The sequence below is a fragment of the Paenibacillus sp. OK060 genome (assembly GCF_900101205.1).
GTDB classification, from domain to species: Bacteria; Bacillota; Bacilli; order Paenibacillales; family Paenibacillaceae; genus Paenibacillus; species Paenibacillus marchantiae.
The window spans coordinates 126,671-153,668 of record NZ_FNFR01000007.1 but is presented as its reverse complement, the minus strand read 5'-3'; the positions used below and the strand labels follow the sequence as shown (position 1 = coordinate 153,668).

The window sequence follows — 26,998 nt, the reverse complement described above, 5'->3', positions numbered from 1 at the left end:
GTTGCCCTAAGTGCTACCGGATACTGAATCATTCGGCCGGATCATGAACGATTCTGCGAAACAGAATATGAACAATATGAACGAACACTGAAATGAATGCCTGAGCGTTCACAAAAGTTGATATCGTGCATAGGTTGAACCTAGTGAACAATAAAGCGAAAGTTGAACTTTAGCTACGGAAATCGGCCATAGCATGCTGTCCACCGTTGATGTAAACGCATACATACTATATAATTCGAAATACATCTGTGATTCACCACACCCATATTATGAATTCTCATCCTTCGCTATGAAGTCTAACTTTGTTCATCCAAAACAGGAGGTCCACGGGAGGGAAGGTCATGCGCAAACGTTCAGAGGACAGCCAGAAAGTGTTTGCACGGATTCTCATCGGCATTATTGTTAGTACTGTTGCCACCTTGCTTGTGGCTTCTACCATTTTGTACGTCAACTATAATCGTATTGCCCTTCGTCAGGTCTACCGAACCGATATGAACGGTCTTACCCAGACCAGTCGGGAAGTCTCCAAGATGACCGAGACCGCCAAATCACTGTCTTATCAGATTTATCAGGATTACACGATCTCTGCCCTGCTGCTCTATTCAAATCCGAGCATCTATGAAATTACGTCAGCGATGGAACAACTCGACAACTATCGCATGTCCCTCCCTTTTATCGAATCCATCTATGTATATAACTCCAAAAATGATGAGTTCTTTATCAGCTCCAATGAGGTTCGTAATGGACAACAATCCATCTCTGAAATAGACGATCAAGGGATTACAAGTATCCTCAACCGTTTCCATGATTACAAACCTTTTGTACCCATTCCGCGTACTTACCAAGTTGGCTCCACCGAGGAAACCCAAGTCAGCAGTTATACGTACCTCTGTTACGACACGATCAATGACAATGCTACACTGAATTATGCTGTTGTCGTAAATATTAAGGACGACTGGCTCAGTCCCAATATGAACTCAGCTGATCAGCCAGGGAAAACGTTTATTATCAATGAACAGGGACAGTTATTGTCCGATTTCAGCAATCGTGCGCTAATGAAAGATTTGTCCAATGAAACGTTTATGCAGCCAATCCTAGAAAACACGGAGCAGTCCGCCTACTTTACGGCAGAGGTTGATGGAATAAAGTCACTCATTACCTACACTGCTCCTGATAACCTCGGGTGGCGCTATGTAAGAATAACGCCTTATGACCTAATCACCTCAGATATTCGTAATATGCGAACTCACACCGTTCTGTTTTGTATTGGGCTATTAATTGCGGGAGTGCTCTTATCCTACCTCGTGTCCCGGAAGCTATATCATCCCATTGATAAAGTGCTTGTCCGTATGCGTGTGATGGAAGCGGAGCGTCGTGGCAGTCTGCATCTATTACGACAGGATTTTCTGCGTGGGGCTTTGCAAGGACGTGAAACGGTAACGGGAGGCATGCTGGAGGACAGAATGAAGTTCTACGGCTCTTCTGTTGATGTTCATCGTCTAACAAGACTGGTACTGCTTCGTATTGATCATTTTACCGATTTCAGCGATACCTACAGGGATGAAGTCCAACTTATAAAATACGCGATGATGAACATTTGCATGGAAACGGCTGACCTTTACTACCACACCGAAGCTGTGGATTTGGGCAGCGATCTGATTACACTTATCTTTAATGATAAAGTTCAGGATGAAGCTGATGATGAGTATTGCCCCATTGAGGACCTGCTGCGCATGATGCAGGCTGCCGTGATGACACATCTAAGATGTTCCATTTCATTTACCATCGGGCCAGTGGAAGATTCACTGGAAAACAGTATTGCTTCTTATACTCGATCAGCAGAAGCTTCTCTTCATCGTTTGTTCATGGGTCCTGGATGCCTGATTTACACCTCGGACATCATGGCGTACCATTCCAAAGAATATGCTTTCCCTGTTGGAAAAGAGAGACAGTTGATTGATTACCTGATGACAGGCAAGACAGGCGAAGCCAAACAGGTCTATGCAGACATCGTGAGCGAAACGGCAACATATCCATTTACCGTATTTCAACTGGCTCTGTCCCATCTGACCATGACTCTGAATCATGTGAGAAACACACTCAAAAAGAACAACCAGCTTACACTTGAATCCATCTCCGACCGTTCGATGCTGCCGATTCATGATGCCGAGGATCTCAGTGAAGTTCACGCCCACTTCTATCGCATGTTTGATGAGCTTGGATCCAAAGTTGAGGAGAAAAGAACGCTTAAACATGAAGAACTCATTCGCAAAATTAACTGCATTATTGAACGAGATTACGCAGATACCAATCTTTGTCTGACCTCGATTGCAGATGAACTAGCCATGTCACCCATCTATGTCAGCAGACTCTATAAACAACTAACGTTAAAAGGTCTAACCGATGTTATTAACGAGACCCGCATAGCCAAAGCGCAATTCCTGCTCATTGAGACGGAAAACTCTGTAGCTGATATTGCTGAGCAAACCGGGTTCACCAACAGTTCTTATTTCTATCGGATGTTTAAGAAATTCAACGGGGTTACTCCCAACGATTATCGACGTAAGGAGCTTCATTCGGAGCTTTAGCAGAAGTAAAACGAATTTCCACAAGTGACTTCATGAGGTTTAGTTCATCGAAATTAGCAAAAAAAGCGTGATATGAGAGTCTGGTAGCCAGATGCATATCACGCTTTTTTTATAATATCACTCTTGATCTTCGCCAGACTCGTCCGTAGCTTCCCGAACTTTATACTTGTCCAAGCGGATTTGTTGATACTCGCGCAAGGCCTCTTCACCAACGATAACTTCAACCCGGTGAATGTTCATGCCTTTGCCCATGAATTTCTGCTCATACTCTGTCATGACATGCTCTTCATTCAATCCATCACGGTGCAGGTTCAGAGACAAATTGGTCATTTGCAGACCAAAGTCGGCAATTGCATTGAGAGAGAAATCAAACAATGTTTCCGAATCTGTTTTGAAATGAATCTGTCCTTTGGTGTTAAGCAGTTCCGTATATTTCTTCAGGAAACGTGGATGTGTCAAACGACGACGTGCATGCTTGGCTTTCGGCCAAGGATCGCTGAAGTTCAGATAAATCCGTTCCAGTTCTTCCTGTTCAAATACTTCCTCAATCTGTTCGATATTAGCCAGCGCCAGCTTCAGGTTGGGTGGTGTCTCCACTTCTGCCTGACTCCATGCTTTCCGAGCCTTCTCGCTGGCACGACGCACCAATTCATCATACATATCAATACCGATAAAATTAAATTCCGGATATTTATAACTCATTTGGCTGATAAATTGACCTTTACCCATGCCAAATTCCACAAAGATTGGATGGTCATTGCCAAACAGTTCAGACCATTTTCCTTTGTACTGTTTGGGATCAAGAACAACGAGGTCAACTTGTTGCTCCAAATTTTCACGAATCCCTTTTCTGCCACGTAAACGCATCTTATTCCTCCGTTTATCCATACTTGTCTCAGAATCATTTTGCCGAAGAACTGGCTAATTGTAAAGAGCAATGAAAAAGGAATCTTCGGATCTGCCACTTTGGGGCAAATCTCAAAGATTCCCTCTTCGATTTATTTGGAATTGGGGTCCAACTACTTTAATAGTTCATAGTCTACCTTATCTTGGTGTGAAAAATCAAATGTCTTTTCGAAAGCATCGCGAACTTTTTGTCTTGCAGCCGCTTTCACTTTCGGATTGCCATTGAAACGAACACCTGTCAAAGCCAGAGCTTCTTCTGCCGTCAGTTCTACAGAAACATGATGAAGATCATTATTTTTAACTTGGGAATTCATTCATATCACCTCACGGTATAGTATGGTCCATGACGTCAACATTGATTCAAATGCTATGATGAATAGTACCCATTAGATGGTGTCTGACGCTGGTTTAAATATAACATAATGTGTAAACTATAGCAAGGATAAAACCTCGTTTCTACGGCCTATTTTTGCGACTAGATTCCCCTTTTTTTGAGTTTTTTGATACAATGGTAAAAGTTCAAAAAGAGTCGAATTCGGTAATAGAATAAGCAAGCCATTAGGTAAGCCAAAGGAGTACCCTGAAGATGAATGCACCTTCAATACAACCTCCTCTTCTGTGGGGAGATAAACGATTCCATACCTGGAATTACGAAATGAGAGACGAATTTAACAATAAGGTTTTCAAAGTGATGCTGGATGCAGGTTTCACCTGCCCGAACCGAGATGGATCTATCGCCAAAGGAGGCTGTACATTTTGCAGCGCTCGTGGATCGGGTGATTTCGCCGGTAGCAGACGCGATGATTTGGTCACCCAATTTAATACCATTCGGGATAAACAGCATCTGAAATGGCCGTCAGCTCACTACATTGGCTATTTCCAAGCCTATACCAACACATACGCACCCGTTGAAGAACTGCGTGAATACTTTGAAGAAATTTTGAAGCAGCCCGGTGTCGTGGGACTGTCCATCGCCACTCGCCCTGACTGTTTACCGGATGACGTCGTTGATTACTTGGCTGAATTGAATGAACGCACCTACCTATGGGTTGAGATGGGTCTGCAAACCATTCACGAGTCCACGTCAACCCTAATTAACCGTGCGCATGATACGCAGTGTTATGAGGAAGCCGTTGCGAAGTTACGCAAACGGAATATTCGGGTGTGTACACATATTATTTACGGACTGCCTCAGGAAACCCATGAAATGATGCTGGATACCGGACGGGCTGTTGCCAACATGGATGTGCAGGGAATCAAAATTCATCTACTTCATCTGATGCGCAAAACGCCAATGGTGAAGCAGTATGAAGCCGGGCTCCTTCGTTTCCTGGAACAAGACGAGTACATTAAACTCATCGTCGATACGCTGGAGATGCTTCCACCGGAAATGATTGTACACCGTCTTACAGGTGATGCACCGCGTGATTTGCTGATTGGGCCAATGTGGTCCATGAACAAATGGGAAGTTTTGAATTCGATTGATCGTGAGCTGCGTGAGCGGGATTCCTGGCAAGGTAAATACTGGAGGGGTGCTTAAGATGGGCTTTCTTTCGGTTTTAAGTTGTGCCCATCAATGGATTTCTTCCCGGCTACAGCCTGGAGATTTAGCTATTGATGCAACGGTTGGAACGGGGGCGGATACTCTGTTTCTGGCACAAAAAGTTGGTAAACGTGGTCAAGTCATTGGTTTCGATATTCAGAGCGAGGCACTTACCTTGGCACAAGCCCGTATTCGCAAACAAGAGGATAGCGCAAAATTAGGCTCCATCTCCATGCTTCAATTAAGCCATGATCGAATGGCTGAGGCCGTTCCTGAAACATGGCAGGGTAATGTCGGTGCTGTAATGTTCAACCTGGGGTACCTGCCTTCGGAAGATGCGGACTCCACCATAATTACGGAAACAGACAGTACTATTGCTGCTCTCCAGGCGGCACTGGCATTGCTCAAGCCGCGCGGCATTATTACCGTTGTGCTGTATCCAGGTCATGATGGAGGATCACAGGAAGCGGATGCGGTATTGGAGTGGTCCTCTGCTCTACCTGTAGAGCAGGCACAAGTGGTGATTTATCGCCAATTGCAGCGTGATGCCTCTCCTTTTCTGATTGGCATCGAGAAAAAATAATTTCCTTTGTCCCACAAATGCAATAAACTAGACACAATCGCAACAAAGCACTCTTTGGGTTTAATTTATGCGATTTGTGTACTACATAAAGACGTGCAACCGTATTCACTGTTACATTCATGCCAACTACGCGGTCATGATTGATTAAAGCGATCCACCATTTCATATACTAGAGGAGAGATTAGGAATGCCTACGCCATACCCAATGCAATTTCAACCAGAGTTTAAAGAACGTGTATGGGGAGGTCGCGCGCTGGAGCAATTCGGCCTGACGCCGCCTGAAGGACATATAGGAGAAGGCTGGATGATTGCGGATCATCCCAATGGTACAACCAAGGTATTAAATGGAGCACTTGCCGGAAAAGGCCTCGATGAAGTCCGTGAACAACTGGGCACAGCTTGGCTTGGAACCAAAGGAGTTTCGGAAAAGGGCGGACGATTCCCGCTTCTGATCAAACTGCTTGACTGTAACGATGATCTGTCCGTACAAGTTCATCCAACAGATGATTACGAAGCGCTCCCTCCTGGCGAGCTTGGCAAAACGGAAATGTGGTATGTGCTTGATGCCAAACCAGGAGCTCATATCATTTACGGCTTGAATGAAGGCGTTGATCGTGAAGTACTGAAGGAAGCGCTGGAAAATGGTACGGTCATGGATACCCTTCGCCAAGTACCTGTAGAGGCTGGAGATACGTTCTTTATTCCTGCGGGAACGGTACACGCTTTATGTGCAGGTGTCGTTGTGGCTGAGATTCAGCAAAACTCGGATACAACATACCGGATTTATGATTATAATCGTCCAGGCCTGGATGGCAAACCACGTGAGCTGCATGTTGAGGATTCATTGAATGTAACGGCTTATGAGGGTGCTGGCGCCACGACGATGAAAACCAACAACGCAACTCCAGGTGAGTGGCTGAAGCTTGCGGAATGTCCATACTTTGTAGTGGAAAAAGGAATTGTTACAGGACGTTGGGAGCTCTCTACAAGTGCTGAAAGCTTCACTATTCTTGTGGTCTGTGAAGGTAGCGGAACGCTGGAGTGGGATAACGCGGAATCGGATAAAATTGAATTGAAAGCTGGACAATGTTACTTACTGCCTGCCAACCTGGGCTCCTATACGCTGGATGGCAACACTACTGTTCTTCGCTCTTATTTGCCTTAATTGAATAATCAACTATCTATTCAAGGGTGAATTCCCTGATTTGAACTGGCTTTAATGTGACCTGTGAAGGAGGATTTACACGAGATGCAGGAATCTACCTTTAGCCTGGTTGGCAATGAAGGTACCCGTATTCATGTGTACCGCTGGCTTCCCGATCCGGAGTGCAACATCAAAGGTGTGGTCCAGATTGCACATGGCATGAGCGAGACTGCTGCCCGATATGCTGAATTTGCCCAACATCTCACCACGCACGGCTACGCGGTCTACGCAAATGATCATCGTGGTCATGGTAAAACAGTCGAAAACTCGAATTTGTTGGGCAATGCCGGCGTCGATGCTTTCCGCTGGATGGCGAGTGACATGATGAATCTGGGCGAAGTTGCCGCCAAAGAAAACCCTGATGTGCCCCTCTTTCTGATGGGGCATAGCATGGGGTCGTTTTTGGTACAGCATCTAATGTATGCTGGCCACGAGCGTTACCATGCATTTATTTTGTCCGGCACCAATGGCAAGCGCGGTCTGCTTCGGATTGGAGAGAAACTGGCTTTCTTGCAGTGTGGCATTCAGGGGAAGGGTCATCCAAGTATGCTGCTCAATGCGCTCGTATTTGGCGGATTCAACCGTTCTTTCCGTCCGGCAACAACGCCGTTTGATTGGCTGTCCCGGGACTCCGAAGAGGTCAAGCGGTTTATGGATGACCCTTTGTGTGGAGCCGTCTGCTCTGCAGGTTTTTTCCGTGACTTTTTCAAACTGCTGTTGGACATTCACTTGCCGCGCAACATGAAACGTATTCCTAAGGATAAATCTGTATATCTGTTCTCGGGTGAACAAGATCCGGTGGGACTTCATGGCAAAGGAGTGCTTAACCTGGTCTCCCAATATCGAGAGCTTGAGCTTGAGGATATTGAATACCGCCTCTATCCGGGGGGGCGCCACGAAATGCTGCATGAAACGAATCGGACTGAGGTTGCCGGGCATGTCGTGGAGTGGCTGGAGAGGCATACGTCCGACTACAGTGCCTATCATTCCACAGCACATGCAGAAACCGCCGATTCCATATAATGCGACACAAATTACCTATACAATGACGAAAGCCCCTGAACGGGTGCACAGCATACACTGTGCTCCGCGTTCAGGGGCTTTACTTTTTTTATTTATAAGATGGCAATTTAATGTTAATCGTTATGGATTACCCTTCGATCAGCAAAGACTCTGGATCTTCAAGCAATTCTTTTACCGTCACGAGGAAACGTACGGCTTCGCTACCATCAATGATACGGTGATCGTACGACAGGGCGATATACATCATCGGACGGTTCTCCATCCGCTCTGCATCAATCGCTACCGGACGAAGCTGGATTTTGTGCATACCCAGAATACCTACTTGAGGTGTATTCAAAATTGGTGTGGACAACAAGGAGCCAAACGTTCCGCCATTGGTAATGGTGAAGGTTCCTCCTTGCAGATCAGACAAAGCCAGCGTGTTGGAACGGGCTTTGGATGCCAGGTCAGCAATGCTTTTCTCGATCTCAGCAAAGCCAAGACGATCTGCATCACGTACAACCGGTACGACAAGACCTTCTTTGGCAGATACCGCAATACCGATATCATAGTACTTTTTGAGAACTACATCTTCGCCATCAATCTCCGCGTTAATGGTTGGGAACTTTTTCAGTGCGCCTACAACTGCTTTGGTGAAGAAGGACATGAAGCCGAGATTGATTTCATGTTTCTCTTTGAACTTGTCCTTACGACGTTTACGAACATCCATGATTGCCGTCATATCCACTTCGTTAAACGTAGTCAACATCGCTGCAGTCTGCTGTGCTTCTACCAGGCGTTTCGCAATGGTAGCACGACGGCGGGACATACGTTGACGCTCCACTGGTTTGGTATACGTGGAACCACCTGCTGCCGGAGCACTAGGTGCTGCAGCGGGAGCTTTAGCAGGAGGCGCTGTAGGAGCGGCAGCCTGCGTGTTGTGAGTTTTCACATCATCCTGATAAACACGGCCAATCGGATCCTTGCTCTGTACCTGATCGAGCTCAATACCACGCTCACGTGCAAGTTTACGAGCAGATGGTGAAGCTGTCTTCGAGCTGCTATCCGAAGATTCCGGTGCTGCAGCAACGGGTGCTGGTGGCGGAGTTGGAGCTTCCGGTGCAGGAGCTGATTGTTTCTGCTCTGTTGCTGCTGGTTGGGAAGCGGACGCGCCGCTTCCTCCTCCAGTTCCAGCTGAAAGTGTTCCAATCGTTTCACCAATTTCTACAGTCTCGCCTTCCTGGCGAACAATTTTCTCAAGAACACCGCTCTCTTCAGCACTGATCTCAATATTTACTTTATCCGTTTCCAGTTCCAGAAGAACATCACCCTGATTAACGGTTTCGCCTTCTTTGACCAGCCATCTGGATACGGTTCCTTCCGTTATCGACTCACCCATTGCAGGTACTTTAATTTCACTCACAGCTGTTACCTCCCCAGTGGAATATTATTCTTCGTCGTTTGCTTCAATGCGGATGTAATGATCTGTTGCTGTTCCATGCCATGCACAAGTTGATAACCGCTGGAAGGACTCGCATGTTCCGGGCGACCTTCGTATTTAACGGTTGTTCCTTCTGGCGCGATTTCACGAAGACGAGGCTCCATGTATGTCCAGGCACCCATGTTTTTGTTTTCTTCCTGTACCCACACCAGCTCTTTCAGCTTGCTGAAACGTGCAAGTACACGCTTGATTTCTTCCGCCGGGAACGGATACAGCTGTTCGACACGAATAATGTGAAGCCAAGACCAATCTGCTTTATCTTTCTCAAAAGCATCTTCCAGATCGATGGCGATTTTACCACTGCACAAAACAATGCGCTCTACGCGATCCGGTTTCGTGCCCAATCCTGCTTGCTCAAGCACAGGCTCAAACTTGCCTTCGCTGAACTCTGCTGCAGGTGAAGCGACACGAGGATTACGAATGAGACTTTTCGGCGACATCATAACGAGCGGACGAGCATCTTCCGTTTCAGTCAACGAAGCCTGACGACGCAACAGATGGAAATATTGCGATGCACTTGTCAAATTCGCAACGGTCATATTGTCTTCTGCACAAAGCTGCAGGAAACGTTCCAGACGAGCACTTGTATGCTCAGGTCCCTGACCTTCGTTCGCATGCGGGAGCAGCATGACCAGACTGGATTTTTGTGACCATTTGGCACGGCCGGCAGATACGAATTGGTCAAAAATAACCTGTGCACAGTTGGCAAAGTCTCCGAATTGTGCTTCCCAGATTACAAGCGTATCTGGTGAATAGACGTTATATCCGTATTCGAAACCAACAACGGACTCCTCAGACAACGGACTGTTGTAGATGGCAAAAGATGCTCTTGCCTGTGGCAGATGATGCAGTGGGCAGAATTTCGCACCATTCTCGGAGTCATGCAACACCAAGTTCCGATGGGCAAACGTTGCACGCTCTGCATCCTGTCCACTGATCCGGATTGGTTTGCCATCCGCAAGAATGGTAGCAAACGCAAGCGTCTCTGCAAGACTCCAGTCTACTTTCTCGCCTTCGTTCAGAGATGTGCTTCTGCGCTGCAAAATACGCTGCAACTTCGGATACACATTAAAATTCTCTGGCCATTTCAGCAAATCGGCGTTAATTGTCCGCAGATTTTCCAATGGTACCGCAGTTGGAATAATCGAAACGGCTTCTGGCTCGCTAATTTGACGTTGATAATATTCATGTACTTCATTGTTCTTCATCTGCTCGTATGCTTCTTTTAAGCGGTTCGTCACAGCTTCACGAATGCTGTTGATGGAGGCATCGTCGATAACCGATTCCTCTTTCAGATGATCCTGATACAAGTGACTAACCGTTGGATGAGCTTTTACTTTGTCATACACCGTCGGCTGTGTTGTTTCTGGATCATCCGTTTCGTTATGACCATAACGACGGTAACCGATCAGGTCAATCAGGAAGTCCTTTTTGAACAGGTTACGGTATTCTGCTGCCATACGAATAGCTGCGATACACGCATCCGGATTGTCTGCATTGACATGCACAATCGGAATCTCATATCCTTTGGCAAGGTCACTCGCATAATACGTTGAGCGTGAATCGCTACTGTCTGTTGTGAATCCAAGACGGTTGTTCACGATAATATGAATTGTTCCGCCATTTTGGTAACCAGGCAATGCTTTGAAATTGAGCGTTTCTGCTACAATACCTTCCCCAGGGAAAGCCGCATCACCATGCATCAGAATAGTTGCCGCTTTGGTTACATCCTGCTTCGGATATCCCGGATCACGGCGATCATCCTGTGCTGCACGTGCAAAGCCCTGTACAACCGGATTTACATATTCCAGGTGACTCGGGTTATTGGCTAGCGTAAGACGCGCTTGTACTGTTTCACCGTCTTTTACATAACGGTTTGCGCCCAGATGATATTTGACATCCCCCGTCCAACCGTAATTGATTCCTGTTGACCCTTCGGAAGGAACCAAATCCTTGTTCGGAGAATGATGGAATTCAGAGAAAATTTTGCTATACGGCTTGCCCAGTACATGAGCAAGTACGTTCAATCGACCACGGTGAGCCATCCCCATCAGAATATGGCTGGAACCAGCGTGTGCCATAATTCGGACTGCTTCATCCAGCATAGGGACTAACACGTCGTTACCTTCAATGGAAAAACGTTTTTGCCCAACAAATGTTTTGTGGAGGAAATCTTCAAATTGCTCCACTTCAACCAAACGTTCCAGTAAAGCTTTACGCTCCTCTGGATTAAGCGGTGCCGGCGAAGTACGAGATTCTGCACGGCGGTTCAGCCATTCCCGCTCATGAACCTCATGCACATGGCTGAATTCATAAGCGATAGGACCAGTATATATTTGCCGCAGGCGCTGGATGGCATCCAATCCTGTTACCGTCTGTCCATCTGCACCTTCCCAGATCAGGGAAGCTGGCAGAGCTTTCAAATCTTCTTCATTCAATTCAAAATGCTTCGGTTCAAGCAAAGAAGTATCTGAATCTTCACTGATTCCAAGGGGATCAATATCGGCCGCAAGGTGACCATAGGTACGAATATTCATTACCAGTTTCCCTGCTGTAACCGCTTTCTGTAATAGTTGAATATCCACGCTTCCGGAAGCCTTTTGGGCGTTGCCAGAATACGAGACTGTATGTGCATCCCTGCCAGACATCGGCGGTGCACCCCATTGTTCAAATAATTCCCGATAAGCCGGTGTAACTGCACCCGGGTCTTGGGAGTATAATTCATATTGTTCCTGTACGTATCCCATATTCGGGCCATAGTAACTTTCCCAGGGTTTCTTGTTGCCTTCCTCGATCGTCATCGACGTTCCCTCCGTCTTGATTTAGTCATAAGTTTTTGACGGAAATCATTGACTAAGCCGTAATTTGCGTTCGTTCAACATTTTAAGCTAAATTTTTCATGAAGTCCAATAATCGTGCTGTTGGTGGTAGTAACGTTGTTCCGACGCTCCCGTCAAGGTTTGTCTGCGTTTTCAAAATCATAGTAAACTGATGATTGTATATACCGTCGCACAGATGTCGAATACTGTCCTGATCCGTTCGAGGGTTACACCTTCCTCAACTTTTTCAAGTGAAGTCCGTGTTCTAATATCTATTCTATAAACTTTTACGCTCAGGAGCATTTCCTATTTTTAGTTCAATTGATGCATAAATTAGATGAATCGAATAATTCGAACATTTCCGACCCACAAATGTGCTCTGATTGTATGCCGTTTTGTTGATAAACGCTTATCCTGCGATGGTTTATACACAATTTCAGATTTCGCCCGATTTGCAGCCCCCTTATTTAGAATTGTGGTCCATAATGTTCAAAAACAAACCGTCAAGATAAATATTAACCATTTGGCTTGGTATTCAACAAAAAAATGGGTGTTGCTTGAAATTCAATGTATAAACCAAAAGCCGCCTGTAATGCGTAAAAGCATCCGGGCGGCTCTTTTGGACTTAGTTTATTTAAACTGACAGACATTTTATTTTTTTAATGTGGCACCTGAGACTGAAAATCGCTCCGGCTGGACTGATCTGCATGGTAAAAGACCACATCGCCATCCTTTAAGAGCCAAGTTCTGCCTTGACTGTCTACTGGACTGTTGTTGAAACCTTCCATCTTCCACTGATTCATCAGCGGAGCATAAATGTATTGCAGGTGTGGAGCCTCTGTATTCCCATCTCGAAGTGTCTCGATATTAAAGTTGACCACGATATATCCGTCCTTCAGAAATACAGAAGCCTTTTCATCCAGTTGATTTTGTCTGGCAAGCGATTCGAGATTGGTTCCCTTTGGCACGGCGTATACATCTGCAGGCAAGCTGTATTCTCCGTACCAACGCTGGATCGCCGCATTCGCTCGGTCCACACTAACACCCGAAGGAATGTCTGTCTTGGGTCCAATCAGTGTACGAATGGAAGCGGGTAGGATCATCCAGTCATAGCGGCCTACCCATGTTTTCTGGTGAGAGGTTTGATCTACAAGCGTAACCATATAATCGGCGAGCGATCTCTGGTTACGTTCATCGGCTGTCAGTTCATACGTATACTGATAACGCGCCGTATCCCCCAATTCCGTACCGGGTACATTACGCAATCTCGAGTTCAGGACAACAAACCGTTTCTCCAAATCCTGCGCCGATCCTATTCTGATAAGTCGCTCTTGACCGCGGTGGTAGTAAAGATCGACTTCTTGTCTGGAAGAGCCGTCTTTGCTCACAAAGTAGAATGTTGGAGTAATTCGAACACCATCCTGTTTGCCAAACATATTTCCTTTTGTTTTCAGGTCGAACTTGATATGGTAACCCGTTTTCACCGCAATATTACTAAAACCCTGCACAGGGTGACTGCCTGGGCGAACAGGTAACACGAATGGTGCCAGATTCCCTCGCGGATCACCATCAATACTGTTAAGTCCTGTCCAGTAGCTCACTCCTGTCGGCTCCGAACTCCCGAGTTGCTTGCGGAACACGTTCTCCCAATTATAATCGGCGATATCCGTAACATGAAAATCATACAATCGCCCAACAACCTCCACCGGGACCGTATCTGCCGCGACATGATGGGTCAGATTTGTGTTGGCATCCTGCTGATCGGTGAATGTCGAAGGAGCATTTTCCGCAATATTGCGAAATTCAATTCGGTAATGCCCTTCATCCACCCATACTGGAAGATAGAAAATGGTGTCCAGTTGGTTGACCGGAATGTCTACCCAGGTCTTGGCTGGAATGAACTGACTTCTATCGGCGTTATAGACGTCAAATGGGAAACGAATCTGCTTGATGCGAAAATACTTAGCATAGTCCCTATTGCCATAACCCGGGTAACTGGTTGCGTCCAGATGCTGCCCTGAGGTCGGGATGCGCACGATAAACGGTCGTTCCAGAATAAGCGCCGAACTGGTCGGATCAGGCACTGTTTTCTGGTTATGGGGCTTATCATCAGACACCCAGGCGTAGTTAACGACAGGCGTGTGCACCGTGACAGAATTGATTCCTTGAATAGAAAACTTCTGATCCTGACCGCCTTTAATGTTGCCAGGAATCAAGCCATATGCGATCTCGCCCGTTGTCGGTTGGTCCGCCTTGTTGACCAGTGTATTCTGAATAGTTAAACGATTCTGGTACAGCACGTTGTCGCCGATCATACCAGGCTGTGGAATTGTCCCAGGTCGCGGAGCAGTCTTATCCATCGAAGCAGAATCCATCACAGTGGTACCGTTAAACACTACCTTGTCATTATTTACAGTGTTCTCTTTAACCTCGGCTTCTGCTTTGGATTGGAATAATGACGTCTCATCAGGTGTAGGCGGCTCGCTGTCACCGCCTGACTTTGTTTCAGTGCCAAGGTCGATTTCCTTGCAAGGTGCAGGTTTCACATGTGCGGTAACCGCATCATCATTAGCCGATTGTAAGGTCGGGGGTGTATATCCGTTTGGAGTCAACGTTACTGTACCACCGTAGCCACCAAGTGCATAATTGGATATCGTAGCTTGATTTAGCTGATAGACTTCCAAATTATCAATCTGCCAATAACTATATTGTCGTGTAACCTGCATTGGTTTTTCCACAGGAACGTCTAGTTCCTTAGGTTGTGGAGGTGTTCCTGGATCATTAGGCCCTGTCGAGGCTCTGCCCGGAATCGTCCATGTTTTGTGATACTTCTTTTTTACGTTGACCGTATAAGTCACTGTTCCCGTCATGTTCACCCAACGGTGCTGGAACAAGTATCCTCTAGCCATGACATTTGCATAGAGATCTTCAGAAGTCGGGATGCCACGGGTGACATCAAACTTCTCAGACCCCCGATCATCAGCTTTCAGCACGCCCGAAACGGAGGGGTCCATGACAGCCGATTCGATCAACGCTCCTTTATTAGGAGGACTGATGGTCACGGGGCAACCCACAACACCGCCGTTACCTGGATCAGTTCCCCCGTCTCCTCCGTTGCCTGTGCAGTCCTTTACCTCTAACACCTGTGTTCCTCGCTCATCCAACTGCTGGGCAGTGTCCACAAATCGGGCAGTGATGGTGGTGCTTCCGACGAAACCTTTGATCGTCATTTTCCCATCTGCACCTATGGTCGCTACTGCTGGATTGGAGCTTTGCCAGGTCAATTTGGGATGAGCGGTAAGCTCATGAACAGAAAGATCTGACTTGGTCAGGATAGCTTTAGCTTGCAGCGGTGTGGCTGTGTCTGCTTTACAAGCGTTTGGCAGGTTCACAATGAGTCCTGGTTCGGACGTTACCGTAATGTCAGCCGTATCCGAGATGAGGTATGTACCGTTGTTCCAGATTGCACGCACAAAAGCAGTACCCGGCTTTTCAGCCTTCACCATTCCGGTTTTGGGTTCAATACTCACAATACTAGGATCGGATGACCACCAGGTGGTTTCAGCTTCGCGCCGACTTACGTCGATGCCTTCTACATTCCAATCTATGGCACCGTAATTCTTAGTCTTAACTTTGGCTACCATTTGTTTGGTTTGTCCAACAGTTAAAGTGGAATCTGGGTTTACATCGATTTGCTTTTCTTCATGGATCTTACCTTCCCAGAAAATACTAACTGGAGTATGATATACCATCTTGAATTTTGGTTTATTACCAGGTCTGGTTCCATAACGTTCTCTTTCAAAGAAATCAAAACCTTTTCCCGTGTATGTTCTTAAGTCAGCATTTTTTTCACTTGTAACTCTCGGAGTCCCTATTCCTTCATAACTGTTAACCTGCTTATATTTTACACCTTCAGGGTTATCTTTTAGTTTAATATCAGTAACAACAACTGAATTATTAACTGTTATTCCTTTGTATGGTTTCCAGCTTAGTGGCGGCCACCTACTCATATCAACATTATCCGGTATTTCCGTTTTTACTGGATATGCATCATCATCGGAACCTCCATTATCTACAATTTTGTACGTTCCCTGAAAGTCGGCTCTAAATTCTCCTGAATCAAGTTGGTACCAGTAAACTCCAGGGATTCCTTCCGTTGCATTTGCATCTACAGTCACTGAAGGTCCTTTCATAGATTTAGGCCCATAAGGCTGTTCTACAGCACTAACTGTAGAAAGGGTATGAGGGGTAAAGTTATAGATTATTGTGATCATAAACAGAACCATAACCGCTCTGAATGAAGTTCGGAAGTAACCTCGTCCAAAAAATTTAATATTGAAATTAAACACCACCAAAAATTCTATTGATAGATCTGAACCTCTTTTCCAGCATCATTCTTCAACATATAACCCCCTTTTACAGGGTCTAAAGTATGTGACGTCCAAAACTTTGCTGGCCTTTCCTTTTTAAGCATTCCATTTGAATCATCTGGTAAAGTAATAAACCCTTTAGCCTTCAAATAATCTATGTTAAATAGTCGTTGAATTGGAATAGCAATGTTATCATTCGCTCTAGCAAAAGTTAAGAGATTTGACTTTTCAACCTTTGATGTGAACGTAATCTCGGCATAGGTAGAAAATTGTCCCTTTTGTGCACGGGTTAAGTTCTTTTCATCTACAAACAGCGAAGCGTAAAGACCTTTAGGCTTACTTCCTCTTGTATCCACTACAATAAATCTATGGTACTTTACAACACCAACATTGTTTTTCAATGTGTAATCGGTGTTAACGATATCTGCAAAGCTACCTTTGATATATTTATAGTTTGAAACAGTCGTTAAATTCGTTCCTGTTGTACCTACCTCACGCATTTCATTCAGATCACTGTACTTCCCTGCATCCGTACCCTCGACATCCATATAACGCAGCAAAATGGCAGACACTTCAGCTCGCGTTGTTGGATCAGCAGGCTTCAAGGAACCATCCTCAAATCCACCCATAATGCCAGTGCCGCGAACAAGTGCAAGATAAGGAATTTGCTCTGCACGAATCGTTCCGCGATTTACTTCAGGGGTAGGTAGCAGTGTATTTTTGCTATCGTCAAAAGCATCCTGGAAACTGGTTCCCGACTTGATCAGTCCGTTTGCAATCCATTTCATCATCTCGTAGCGTGTGAGCTCGGCATTGGGGTTGAATCCTTTCGGATAATCATTAGCGTTAATAAAGCCTTGGCCCACCAACTGTGTCACAGCGGATTCAGACCAGTGCCCCTTGAGATCAGCAAAAGGATTCTCGCTTTGTACCTTTTCCGAGCTGGTTGCACGGCTGAGAAGTGTGGCATACTCACCACGTGTGATTTTGGCATTGGGGCGGAACGTACCATCCTGATAGCCGGAGATCAGATTTTTATCATAGGCTTTGACAATTGTGGCTTGCGCCCAGTGCCCTTTGATATCTTTGAACTTCGTAAGCGCAGAGGCAGTTGTGCCCGCTCCATTCGTGCTTGTAGCAGCATCCACAGTAGACACCAGACCCACGGTTCCAGTAGTCAGCAGCGTTCCTGCCAGCAAAGCCGTCGTCAACAATCCGACTATTAACACATTCCTTTTTGATTTACTACCGTTTAATCTCATCTGCTTCTTCAAATCTACTCACTCTCCTATGTACCTTAGTATGGGGCAAACTTCTGCTTCTTCAGCACTCGTACTACTCTTCAAGCCAAAACCTAAATTTGTCATAATCATCAATATTCTACCATGCAAATCTAGGCTATTGGTATTATTTTTCAGCAATCCCCATCACCACAAGGCCTGCAACCTCCCCTTCCAAAGACCCAATTCACCCCTAAAAACACAAAAAAAGGCCACGAATCCGCAGATTCATAGCCTTATGCTTTAAGGTGTCAGTCCTTTTCAATTGAAAAAATTATAATCTATCTATCACAGAATAAACGATTCTGTTCCATTTGACCAGTCCTAAAATTCAAATCAAGTAGTTTTGTTAATCATATACTTTGCAAATGGCGTCAACGACAACGCTCCGACCTCTTCCACAGTAAACCATTGTGCGCCCAGCGAATCTTCGCCATCTGGTTCCCTTTTGATCTCATAAGGCCGACTTTCGCTTGTCAAATATACATCGTATAGAATTCCAATATGGTGCAGCTCTTCCGGCTCGCCTTCGTGAACCCACTCCAATACGTTCGATTCCGCAGAACGAATCACCAATTGTAGATTGGAAAGACCCGTCTCTTCCTCGATCTCACGGTGTAGGGCGGTCTCCGGTTGCTCACCAAACTCCAACCTTCCTCCAGGCAAATCCCATTTCCCTATATAGGCTCCTCTAGCCTTATGTATTAACAGGACTTTTTGCTCCCAAGTGACTAAACCGTATACCCCCATGTGTGTGTACCGATGCACTTAAAGGTTCTTCCTCTCGTCTGAAAGATGCCTAACTTGCTCTTCCAATCTACGAATACGCTTATTCAACTGATAGAACGATGGAGTAAATATCACTCCAATAATAATAACAATGACCCAAACACTCAAATCATCAGCCCCTATCTTAAGAATCTCCCGACTCTAGCGATAACCGAACAATCAGTTCTTCACCCTCAATCAACAATGCGGTTAACCCTTTATCCGAGCCAGATTGGTGATTCTCTCCGTTGGTCCAATACGCAGCTTCTCCTGATCGTATCGCTACCCGTTCGCCTGTCTCGCCTTCCACCCAACCTTCGCCTTCAAGCACCAGAAACACCTGCTCACCCACTGCTGGATGCAAGCCTACACTTCCCCCAGCTGACAGTTTCAATTGTGCTATGTGACCAGCTGTTGTGCTTCGGAGTATCGGCGTAATCTCTGCTCCCTCACTGCCATAAGCGGTGATGGTACGTCGGTCCTCTGGTTTGAGACGATATATCTTCACTTCTTATTCTCCTCTGCCACGGTATCCAGATCCAGAGACAAACGAATCATATCGACGCAGCGAATACCATCTTCTATAATCTCTTCTTCATAATGTTTCACAAAGAAATCCCGATCAACCCCTACAATGCGAAAACCACAGCGTTGATATAGCTTCAACTGATGAAAACTTGAGTTGCCTGTCCCAATTTCTACCGTTCGACCACCGAGCCTGCGTGCTGCTTCTATCGCTTCCTTGATCATGTGTTTGCCAACGCCCTGTCCCTGTAATTCTTCCTGTACGGCAATATTAACAATCTCAACCGTCTCTGGACGCGTCTTCAGCAAGACAAACTCTCCTACCATTTCCCCTTCATATTCAGCGATAAAACAAACACCGCGACTCAGATATTCGTCAACTATGGCTTTGGACGGATCAGCCATCAATAAAAGTTGATAAGGTTTTTCTTCTTCCCAGTCCAAAATCCGGAACGACAATTTCACACCAATCTCCACCTTTTCCTCGTACATATTCATTTACGTCCCGTTTGCAGAAGCCTATGTATGGCTAGTCACCAAATATATAACAACCTTCCGTATATAAATGTTTTAGTCTGAATTCATATTTTTCTCTTTTTATAACTTCGGGTTACTACGGAACGATTTTTATACTTTATTTCAACCATCTAGTTCACCAAATCTATTAGCTACTTACCGCTCCAGCCTGATTTTGATAATGACGAATCACCATGCCAGATGCTTTTTGCATGCCCTGTTTCTCATAGAACTCCTGGAGTTCGTTATCGCACAAAAGATCAATCATATAGAGATCACCCAGACGATTAAACATACGCTTGATGAGATCTGTTCCGATCCCTTTACCCTGATACTCCGGAAGCACTTCCAGTAATGGAATATATGCACTAAGAACTCCATCTGAAATCGCTTGAATAAAACCCACCACATTTCCGGTTTCTTCATCAATAGCCAGTTCGACAGCATAGGATTGTTCCAGCAACTTCAGAAATGTAGGCGTAGATGGAGGGTTTGGCCAACCTTCGAAAAAAGCCCCGCTAAGTTGGTCGATACATATTCCCTCCAGCGATTCACGAAATGTAATATCCATAATAGCAAGTCCTCTCCTTTTAAAAAAGTAAACTTCATTATATCATAATATCTGGATATAAATATATAGAATTGGCTGATAAAATAAGAGACATGCTTCAAATAGAAGCCTTAATTATTAGCTTTATTCATGTAGACTGTTATAACAACGCAACGTTCTATTCCTCACGTTATACACCCGTACTTAAATGTTCGTGGATTAATTTCCATTCTCCGTTGATGCCTGCAACAAAAACATTGGTAGCTCGACCTTTTCCAGCAGCCGGCTCCCCTTGATACATTCCTTTCCAGTGATACGTATAAATACAGACCGCCTGTTCTTCGCCAGTCGTAATCCACGTGACATCTTCTGCACGATATACCTCATCCTTGACTGTCTCCCAAGCGTTTTCAAAATAAGCCCGAATTTCGTTAAGGGTAGTACAAGACGTTCCCGTAAACCAATATACGGCAGCCGGTGATAACCATTTGCTTACCTCATCAAACTCATGTGTATTGGTTGCTGCAATGTATCCTTCCAGTGCATGCTGGTATCCCATAAATGCTTCCTCCTCCTGAGCGTTTTGAATTATTTAACTTCACTCTATTCAAGAACCGAATCGCTATACACCATAAACGTCTCTTTCAGTGTACGTCCGGTTGATTTCTCCCAGATCACACTCCGCTCAAACGTACCTGCTTGAAAAAATCGCGGGAAACGTTCTGCAAACCAATCCTGCATGGGCAGCTCAAGCGCCTGTCCTAGAGACACCCACAACAGTTCGCCTTCCGGCGGCTCGTTCAATAGCTCTCCCTCATAAGAAGTAGCCACGTAGTTGAAGACCATATAACGCAATCCTTGCTCCGGATCACAAAATTCATCAAGACCTTTGTATGTAATCTCTTTCACAACAAGTCCTGTTTCCTCTTTAACTTCTCGCACGGCACCATCCACAATACTTTCTGGAAAATCAACTTTCCCTCCAGGAGCAATGTATCCCGGAAATCCTTTTTGGTTCGGACGATTCATTAATAGCACCTGATCATTCCGTTTGTCCCATACCATACACATCGTTAAAATCTCAGTTCTAGTGTCCATGTTTATCCTCCCAGTTGCCTTATACAAAACTTAATCCCTTGCAATTCATACATAGAATTAAGCTTATATACTTCGTTGTACTCTAACACTTCTGGTACATAGATAGATTCTCCTGCTTCAATCTCTATTCAGAATCCCTCTTCACTTTCCTGATTATCTGCAAAGTCAATTTTGATATAAACGCATACGAAAGACGGACACCGGAAATTTCGGAGGCCCGCCTCTTTATGATGTATGCAATGTTTTGTTTTTGAACCGAATATCGAATAGGCGATACTCAGCTCATGCCTGTAATTAATACCCGGCGTTCTTTCCACTCGGCACGGCGATAAGCCTGCAGCAGACCAAATTTGCGGATACTTGCTTTCGGTACCGATTTGTAAGGCATAACGACTGTAAAGTCCTCATCAAACGGCACAAAAGACAATCCGACTTTCTCATTGGAAAGCCACTCGGCCTGAATGGGCTGCCTTGAACAGGCATCGAAGGTAGAGCCCAGTCCATCAGCGAAAAAATCATAACGTGCAGCAGGTGTTCCGGGTTCCTCCATACAGAGAAAAAGGCTGAGCTGATCACAAAATAGCATAATTTCTAAATCATGTTTCAGCCTAAGCTTCAACGCTTCACCAGCACCAAGCTGCTGTTCCCAACGTAACTGATGCTCCCGTTCATCGTTTAGATACTCCCTGATATCTTCATCATCATTGGCGTTAGCACCCAGGTTTTTTTGAAACAAATCTGTATACATCATGCTGCACAACAACCCGGCGTACAGGTTTTTCTCCCGAACCTCTTCAATACCTTTACGGTAAAATACAAATCGTGGACGTAGCGGAAAATCACGAAACGAATACGGTATCTGACTATAATCATTCCAGAATGGAGCAGAATCCAGTTCAATCCATCCCCGATCATGCTCTTTTGCGGCAAAAATCAGATCTTCTCGATGCGCTTCATCAGTTAATAATTCCGTTTTCCAATGGGAAGCCATTTCTCCGGCTACTAATCCATGCTCATGCTGTGCGGTCAAAACAAAATCATGCTCTCTCTCATATACGATCATTTGCTGTCACCCTCCCGCATGGTATACGTTGACTTTAACATAATTTGGTTTACAATTTCCTATAAGTTGCTTTTCATTCAACTTTCAGGGAATATACTAAGGGACCATCAATGTAAAGGTGTTGTCAGTTCCCTGAAATTTGGTACACTAATGATTGTGCCAACATAACATTACATACAGAAAGCGGGATCTCATGAATTTATACTCTCCTTACACCGAGTTTAACCGCAAGGAATGGGCTGACTTGAAGAAATATCAGACCACTCTTCCACTAACGACAGCGGAATTGGAACAGCTAAAGGGATTAAATGAAGAGGTATCCATTCAAGAAGTTGAGGATATTTATCTACCTCTTACCCACTTTATTGACTTATATGCAGGAGCTTCACGAGAGCTGAATCGCTTAACGGCATCTTTTTTAAAAAAAGAAGCACATCACGCTCCCTACATTATCGGTATTGGGGGCAGTGTTGCCGTGGGCAAAAGTACAACTGCCCGCCTGCTTCAGGCTATGCTGGCCAGAGGCAAAGGAAATCCAAAGGTGGATCTGGTCACTACGGATGGTTTCCTGTATCCCAATGCCGTGCTGCAAGAAAAAGGCATCATGAACCGAAAGGGATTCCCGGAAAGTTATGATATCAAGTCACTGATTCAGTTCATGGGTGATGTCAAATCGGGCAAACCCGAAGTGATGGCTCCCGTATACTCCCATCTTGCCTACGACGTCATTGCAGGTGAAGAGAATGCCATATGTCAGCCGGATATCCTCATTATTGAAGGAATTAACGTGCTCCAGGTCAAAAAGGAAACCCCACTGTTGGTCAGTGATTTTTTTGACTTCTCCATCTATATCGATGCAGAAGAGGAGCATATTCGCCACTGGTACATTGAGCGTTTCAAGTTGCTACGCAATACAGCGTTTCAGAATGAGAATTCCTTCTTCCACAGCCGTTTTGCCAATCTGGAAGAAAATGAGGCTGTTCTTACGGCAAGTCAGATATGGAAAGATATCAATGCCAAAAATCTGCACGAAAACATCCTGCCAACTAAAGGACGAGCCAGACTGATTCTGAAAAAGGAAGCGGACCATTCGATTCAGCGCATTCAATTGCGTAAGCTGTAAGTATCATAATGAGCAGAAACATTCTGCTTAATACTCATTAAAAAGGAGACAAGACTACATGCAGACCTTGATTGTACTTGGAAGTATCATGATGTTTCTTGCTGTTGCCCTTGGAGCATTCGGTGCACATGCGCTCAAACGCAGATTGTCTGCTGACATGATCAAAATATACGAGACTGGCGTTCAATATCACCTTGTTCACGGACTCGGAATCATCCTTCTCGGACTGTTCGCTGATCGACTGGAGCAGCCTTCTCTTGTGTTGCTGGCTGGATGGCTGCTATTCGCCGGCATCCTCTTGTTCTCGGGCAGTCTGTATGTCCTAAGCGTAACTGGCGTTCGAAAACTGGGGGCGATCACACCCCTTGGCGGAGTAGCATTTTTGGTTGGTTGGGTAATGTTATTAGTCGCCGCTTTGTAAAACCAACATCGTAAACTGAAAAGAGTGTTCTAGCCGATCTCAAAAAATCGCTGGAGCACTCTCTTTATGTTTAACTTCGCCATATACGGCGAATGCTGTGTGTGACTTTATCTCCCTGCTGTTTTTCCAGGACATATACATCAGGATTAGATAGATTTTTCCACTCCTCGAATCCAAAGGATTCATCATGGCTGCGAATGAGCAGAGATAACAGATTACCGTGTGTAATCACAGCCCCGCTATGCTCAGGCCGGCTCCACAGCTCGTCCAGCACCTCAAGGCCCCTGGCTGTCGCGAAACGAGAAGATTCACCACCTTCTTCCGTCCAGTCTTCGTCCGTGTATGTACGTTCAAGCACATCCATCCAGTTATCCAGATGAAGGGTACTAAGCACCCTTTCTTGAAGACGTTCATCCGTATGTATATGTTGCAGGACGGTTTTGCCCAGTGGGGCAGCGGTTTGAAGTGCTCTTTTCCACGGACTCGACACAATGTATTGGATTGGGTGCTCCGCCAACATCTCAGCAAGTTCTTCTGCCTGACGAAGTCCTTCATCCGTAAGCTCGGCATCCAGTTCTTGCCCTGTAGCTTTGGCATGACGAATGAGATAAATAGACTGCATCGCCCTTCAACTCCTGTTGATTCAAATTACATTCAATGCTTCTCCAGATATTCGAGTGCAATTCGCATGTTCTCCCGGTCTTCCGAACGGCCAGATGAACTAAGAAAAGTAACATTATCCTCTGTCCACACGCCCTTTTGGTCTGCCAACCCAAGAAGCTGCTTCAAGCGGTTAACCGTTCCCGTACTGCCATCAATAATCTGAATATGATCTGGTAGAACCGTACGAAGAATCGATGTATAAAACGGGTAATGCGTGCAGCCAAGCACAACTGTACCGTATGAGTTCATATCAAGGTCAGCCAGTTTGAGGCGGAAATACGCCGCAATCTTCTGTGGATCAAAGTCCAACTGCTCACACCACTCCACAAGTTCAGGTAATGGAATGGAATCGACACTGTGGTGATCATCCACTCGGGATACCAATTCATGATATTTCGTTTGACTCAAGGTTAGGGCTGTAGCAAATACAAGCACTCTTTTGCCGCTTCTTCGATTCATTTCCACAGCTGGTTTCACAGCAGGCTCCATCCCGATAACGGGGATATCATACTTGGCACGTAAATCCTTCACGGTCAGACTGGTCGCTGTATTGCAGGCAATCACAATCGCTTGCACATTTTCCTGAACAATAGCCTCCACACAATGGAAGATATGTCCTCTAACCTCATCGGCGGACTTGGTCCCATAAGGAACATGCAATGTATCGGCATAATACAGAAACGCTTCTTCAGGGAATTGATGCAAAGCTTTATGCAAGACGGTTAAACCACCGATTCCCGAGTCAAAAAATGCAATTTTCTTCTTCAAGGGTTTCACCTCTATAACGTATTCTTTCAGGTTCCTGGAACCTCTCATTCCTGCTCATGATGACTGGGAGGTGAGTTATGTTATTCCGGATCATCACAGACGTTAACGTTTGACGACCTGCGGTGATCGTTTCGGTTACGGATCGTTCTTTCGATCGCTGTTGTCTCCAAATTTTCTTGATATATTTTATAAATGTCCAAATTTGGAGACAAAGGCGAACGCTACCGCTTCTTCAGAATCGATTCCGTTCCCTCCACTACCTTCGCTGTAAGTCATGCACTAATGAAGAGCCATTATTCTAACTTCATTTTATACTGTCTGAGCCAGTCTTTGCCACTTTGCCAGCGTTCCACGGGGTTACGCTCTCCGAGCAGTTCAGTACTAGTCTGAGCCATAAGCCATTCCTTAAGGCCATCATTCGAACTGGACTCCAGCTGCTGAATCAGGACGTTCAGTCCCTCTTCACCCGTATCCAGAATCTGAGCATACGCCTCTGTATTAGCAGCAATATAATCACCTGGATTACTGCTGGTCAGAATCTCAGTTTCGTTCACGATTTGCTGAAGATTGCTATCAATTTTCCAGCTCACGTCATGACTTTCCACCTGATTCGAGCATGCTACCAACATCCATGCTGCACACAGCATCACCGTGCCGCTTGCAATACGTTTGCGAATCATGGAATCACTCCTGTCCCTGCTCAAACTTATGAACGGCACTCTCAATAAACTCGACAAAGCTATGATCATAATTATACTCATCCCGATAGATACGGATATGCGCTACAATGACTTATTGCAGGTTCTTTTGTACAAAAGTCCTAATTATTGCTGCAACAACAACTTTTGATCCAGAGTTTCAACCCTGCGGATTGATGCCCTTCATTTAACACAAATGATTGCATCTTTTATGACGAGGTCGTGATGCTGAAATCCACACCAAACTGGATTAGTCCCAACTTCCGGGCAACAGTCTGCGAAGCTATATTATCCCATGATGTGCTATAGATTGGAATGCGCCCGCTCTCTTTAACATGATACTTCCAGCACTTTACAGCCTCTGCTGCATAACCCTGTCCTCTGAAATTAGGCGCCGTATACAGACTAGCCTCAGCACCCTGTTGGGATACACGGGCCGAACAACATACAGCGACAGCCGAATTCTCCATTACATAAGCGGCAATGGGCATTTTCTCTTGCAGTCGTTCTATTAAATCAGGAAAATGCTCTTCCAGCAAAAAAGCACCATGACTCTCTATAAGCTGAACATTCGGATGCCATTCGCCGCACTTCTCGGGAAATGTATAAGCCGGGCCCATCCATGCACTCTTCACTGGCTTAAACGTCTCCACTCTCCGAATCAGCTTCGCAATATCGAGCGGAAGCTCAGCATCACAGCCTAGCTCCTCAATCAGAGTGAACGGCAACTGCTCATGATAGTAGGAACATTGCCCGACAGAAGTTATTCCAATAAATAAGGCTGGAGCCTGCCCACCATCCGGCTCGTTAATATTTAACAGACGCTTCTGATTGTCCATCGTATACAATGTATTTGCCTGAATTTTCATCATATCCATGGGTGAAGGATTTAATATGGGATTCATAATTACGGAATGAACCTCTGCAATAACGGTTCGCCTACACTTCTTATTCCAGCGTCATGCTGCTTCAGAAAATCAGTTATTAATCCTGATATCGTATATTTGCA

Annotated in this window: 24 protein-coding genes; 7 read left to right on the top strand and 17 right to left on the bottom strand. The window is 45.3% G+C overall.

Annotated features, from left to right (window positions below; translation table 11 throughout):
• Positions 1–341: 341 nt before the first annotated feature.
• A complete protein-coding gene (locus tag BLS14_RS24315) occupies positions 342–2,588 on the top strand; it encodes an AraC family transcriptional regulator (protein WP_090954431.1) in 2,247 nt (748 codons plus the stop codon).
• A gap of 117 nt (positions 2,589–2,705) precedes the next feature.
• Here the strand turns inward: BLS14_RS24315 and trmB are convergent, their stop codons facing one another.
• Both trmB and BLS14_RS24305 read right to left on the bottom strand, forming a co-directional pair.
• Entirely contained in the window at positions 2,706–3,455 is a 750-nt protein-coding gene (gene trmB, locus BLS14_RS24310) for a tRNA (guanosine(46)-N7)-methyltransferase TrmB (RefSeq protein WP_090954429.1), read from the bottom strand.
• A gap of 152 nt (positions 3,456–3,607) precedes the next feature.
• The gene (locus BLS14_RS24305; RefSeq protein WP_062320234.1) at positions 3,608–3,808 is read right to left on the bottom strand and encodes a hypothetical protein; all 201 of its coding nucleotides are present in this window, start codon (positions 3,806–3,808) and stop codon (positions 3,608–3,610) included.
• Positions 3,809–4,080: 272 nt separating this feature from the next.
• Between BLS14_RS24305 and BLS14_RS24300 the strand changes: the two genes are divergently transcribed.
• The 4 genes from BLS14_RS24300 to BLS14_RS24285 all read left to right on the top strand — a co-directional run bounded on the left by BLS14_RS24300 (position 4,081) and on the right by BLS14_RS24285 (position 7,847).
• The gene (locus BLS14_RS24300; protein WP_063564182.1) at positions 4,081–5,034 is read left to right on the top strand and encodes a tRNA modification radical SAM protein MnmL/YtqA; all 954 of its coding nucleotides are present in this window, start codon (positions 4,081–4,083) and stop codon (positions 5,032–5,034) included.
• A 1-nt stretch (position 5,035) separates the two neighbouring features.
• Entirely contained in the window at positions 5,036–5,620 is a 585-nt protein-coding gene (locus tag BLS14_RS24295) for a tRNA 5-(aminomethyl)-2-thiouridylate-methyltransferase MnmM (RefSeq protein ID WP_072734055.1), read from the top strand.
• A 187-nt stretch (positions 5,621–5,807) separates the two neighbouring features.
• On the top strand, positions 5,808–6,785 hold the full coding sequence (locus BLS14_RS24290) for a type I phosphomannose isomerase catalytic subunit (protein ID WP_090954427.1): 978 nt from the start codon (positions 5,808–5,810) through the stop codon (positions 6,783–6,785).
• Between the two features lie 84 nt (positions 6,786–6,869).
• Complete coding sequence (locus BLS14_RS24285; RefSeq protein WP_072734057.1) at positions 6,870–7,847, top strand: alpha/beta fold hydrolase; 978 nt, start codon at positions 6,870–6,872, stop codon at positions 7,845–7,847.
• Positions 7,848–7,974: 127 nt separating this feature from the next.
• Here BLS14_RS24285 and odhB read toward each other — a convergent pair whose 3' ends face one another.
• From odhB to BLS14_RS24230, 11 genes are all read right to left on the bottom strand, one after another.
• Complete coding sequence (odhB, locus tag BLS14_RS24280) at positions 7,975–9,249, bottom strand: 2-oxoglutarate dehydrogenase complex dihydrolipoyllysine-residue succinyltransferase (protein WP_090808613.1); 1,275 nt, start codon at positions 9,247–9,249, stop codon at positions 7,975–7,977.
• A 5-nt stretch (positions 9,250–9,254) separates the two neighbouring features.
• The gene (locus BLS14_RS24275) at positions 9,255–12,128 is read right to left on the bottom strand and encodes a 2-oxoglutarate dehydrogenase E1 component (RefSeq protein ID WP_090954425.1); all 2,874 of its coding nucleotides are present in this window, start codon (positions 12,126–12,128) and stop codon (positions 9,255–9,257) included.
• Between the two features lie 677 nt (positions 12,129–12,805).
• Positions 12,806–16,432 carry a DUF5704 domain-containing protein gene (locus tag BLS14_RS24270; protein ID WP_256336661.1) on the bottom strand — a complete coding sequence of 1,209 codons (3,627 nt, stop codon included), beginning with the start codon at positions 16,430–16,432 and terminating at the stop codon, positions 12,806–12,808.
• Between the two features lie 74 nt (positions 16,433–16,506).
• On the bottom strand, positions 16,507–17,790 hold the full coding sequence (locus BLS14_RS24265) for an S-layer homology domain-containing protein (RefSeq protein WP_090954423.1): 1,284 nt from the start codon (positions 17,788–17,790) through the stop codon (positions 16,507–16,509).
• A 342-nt stretch (positions 17,791–18,132) separates the two neighbouring features.
• On the bottom strand, positions 18,133–18,546 hold the full coding sequence (locus tag BLS14_RS24260; protein WP_256336660.1) for an NUDIX domain-containing protein: 414 nt from the start codon (positions 18,544–18,546) through the stop codon (positions 18,133–18,135).
• Between the two features lie 163 nt (positions 18,547–18,709).
• Positions 18,710–19,072 (bottom strand): cupin domain-containing protein, encoded by a 363-nt coding sequence (locus tag BLS14_RS24255; protein WP_090954419.1) that lies wholly within the window; start codon positions 19,070–19,072, stop codon positions 18,710–18,712.
• On the bottom strand, positions 19,069–19,587 hold the full coding sequence (locus BLS14_RS24250) for a GNAT family N-acetyltransferase (protein WP_072734060.1): 519 nt from the start codon (positions 19,585–19,587) through the stop codon (positions 19,069–19,071). The genes BLS14_RS24255 and BLS14_RS24250 overlap by 4 nt, the downstream gene beginning before the upstream one ends.
• A 166-nt stretch (positions 19,588–19,753) precedes the next feature.
• The gene (locus BLS14_RS24245) at positions 19,754–20,176 is read right to left on the bottom strand and encodes a GNAT family N-acetyltransferase (RefSeq protein ID WP_371121664.1); all 423 of its coding nucleotides are present in this window, start codon (positions 20,174–20,176) and stop codon (positions 19,754–19,756) included.
• Positions 20,177–20,345: 169 nt separating this feature from the next.
• Positions 20,346–20,714 carry a YybH family protein gene (locus BLS14_RS24240; protein WP_090954416.1) on the bottom strand — a complete coding sequence of 123 codons (369 nt, stop codon included), beginning with the start codon at positions 20,712–20,714 and terminating at the stop codon, positions 20,346–20,348.
• 44 nt (positions 20,715–20,758) lie between these two features.
• Positions 20,759–21,253, bottom strand: a complete 495-nt coding sequence (locus BLS14_RS24235; protein ID WP_063564170.1) for an 8-oxo-dGTP diphosphatase — start codon at positions 21,251–21,253, stop codon at positions 20,759–20,761.
• A 277-nt stretch (positions 21,254–21,530) separates the two neighbouring features.
• Positions 21,531–22,316: a DUF3891 family protein gene (locus BLS14_RS24230; protein ID WP_072734062.1), complete on the bottom strand. Its 786-nt coding sequence runs from the start codon at positions 22,314–22,316 to the stop codon at positions 21,531–21,533.
• Positions 22,317–22,509: 193 nt separating this feature from the next.
• On the opposite strand from BLS14_RS24230, the gene coaA reads away from it, so the two are divergent.
• Together coaA and BLS14_RS24220 are read left to right on the top strand one after the other, a co-directional pair.
• Complete coding sequence (coaA, locus tag BLS14_RS24225) at positions 22,510–23,439, top strand: type I pantothenate kinase (RefSeq protein WP_072734063.1); 930 nt, start codon at positions 22,510–22,512, stop codon at positions 23,437–23,439.
• 58 nt (positions 23,440–23,497) lie between these two features.
• Entirely contained in the window at positions 23,498–23,860 is a 363-nt protein-coding gene (locus BLS14_RS24220) for a DUF423 domain-containing protein (RefSeq protein WP_072734064.1), read from the top strand.
• A 70-nt stretch (positions 23,861–23,930) separates the two neighbouring features.
• Here BLS14_RS24220 and BLS14_RS24215 read toward each other — a convergent pair whose 3' ends face one another.
• The 4 genes from BLS14_RS24215 to BLS14_RS24200 all read right to left on the bottom strand — a co-directional run bounded on the left by BLS14_RS24215 (position 23,931) and on the right by BLS14_RS24200 (position 26,867).
• Positions 23,931–24,482, bottom strand: coding sequence for a histidine phosphatase family protein (locus BLS14_RS24215; RefSeq protein ID WP_090954414.1), 552 nt, complete (start codon positions 24,480–24,482; stop codon positions 23,931–23,933).
• A gap of 32 nt (positions 24,483–24,514) precedes the next feature.
• Complete coding sequence (gene murI, locus BLS14_RS24210; RefSeq protein ID WP_090954412.1) at positions 24,515–25,339, bottom strand: glutamate racemase; 825 nt, start codon at positions 25,337–25,339, stop codon at positions 24,515–24,517.
• Between the two features lie 245 nt (positions 25,340–25,584).
• On the bottom strand, positions 25,585–25,971 hold the full coding sequence (locus BLS14_RS24205) for a hypothetical protein (RefSeq protein WP_090954410.1): 387 nt from the start codon (positions 25,969–25,971) through the stop codon (positions 25,585–25,587).
• A 227-nt stretch (positions 25,972–26,198) separates the two neighbouring features.
• Positions 26,199–26,867, bottom strand: a complete 669-nt coding sequence (locus BLS14_RS24200; protein ID WP_176854738.1) for a GNAT family N-acetyltransferase — start codon at positions 26,865–26,867, stop codon at positions 26,199–26,201.
• Positions 26,868–26,998: the final 131 nt, after the last annotated feature.